2 protein-coding genes are annotated in these 823 nt (G+C 75.1%); both read left to right on the forward strand.

Features of this window, described 5'->3' with window-relative positions; genetic code table 11:
• The coding region (locus D3P35_RS25895) for a terminase gpA endonuclease subunit (RefSeq protein WP_198670815.1) at positions 1 to 689 on the forward strand (689 nt) is incomplete at its 5' end.
• Positions 690 to 691: 2 nt separating this feature from the next.
• Positions 692 to 823: phage head-tail joining protein (locus tag D3P35_RS27075; protein ID WP_370032672.1), on the forward strand; the 132-nt coding region annotated here is incomplete at its 3' end.

Genomic DNA, 823 nt, shown 5'->3' on the forward strand with positions numbered 1-823 from the left:
TGGCCGAGCGCGGCTTCCCGGTGGCGGGCGGTGCCCACGCGCTGCGCCCGGTCGGCGTGATCGTGGACAGCGGCGGTGCGCCGGGGGTGACGCCGAACGCCTATGCCTTCTGGCGGGCACGGCGGCGGGAGGGGACGTCCCGCCTCTGGCACCTGGTGAAGGGCATCGGCGGCAAGCGGCGCGACCGCGTCGAGCGGGTGTTCATCGAGACGCGCAGCACCGGGCGGCGCAAGCCGCTCCGCGACCTGCCTCTGGTGCAGGCGAGCACCGACGCGCTGAAGGACGAGATCTGCGCCGCCCTGCTGCGCGGCCACGAGGGGGCCCGCACGCTGCGGCTGCTGCGCGACCTGCCGCCGAACGTGGCCGAGGAGATGTCGGCGGAGCGGCGCGGGGCGAAGGGCTGGGAGCTGCGCCCGGGACGCAAGCGCAACGAGGCGCTCGACCTCGCGGTCTACGCGCTCGCACTCGCCTACCTGCTGCGCGCCGAGGCGATCGAGCCGGCCGATCCGCCGGACTGGGCGCGCCTCGGCGCCGACAACGCACGGGCCGTGCCGCTCACGCCGGAGGGGGTCGCCCCGGCCACCGATGACACCCCCGCCGAGGCCCCGGAGCGGGGCGCCAGTTCACCCGTGCCGGAGGCACCACCACAACAGCGGGGCCCGAGCACGATGCGCTTCCTGAGGAGATGACCATGGCCTTCACGACCGAGGACCGCGATGCGCTGAAGCGCGCGATCGCGCGGGGGGTGAGCAGCGCCTCGCTGAACGGCGAGAGCGTGACCTTCCGCTCGCTCACCGAGATGCGCGCGACGCTGCGGATGATC

Source organism: Oceanicella sp. SM1341, from assembly GCF_003448965.1.
GTDB lineage: Bacteria > Pseudomonadota > Alphaproteobacteria > Rhodobacterales > Rhodobacteraceae > Paroceanicella.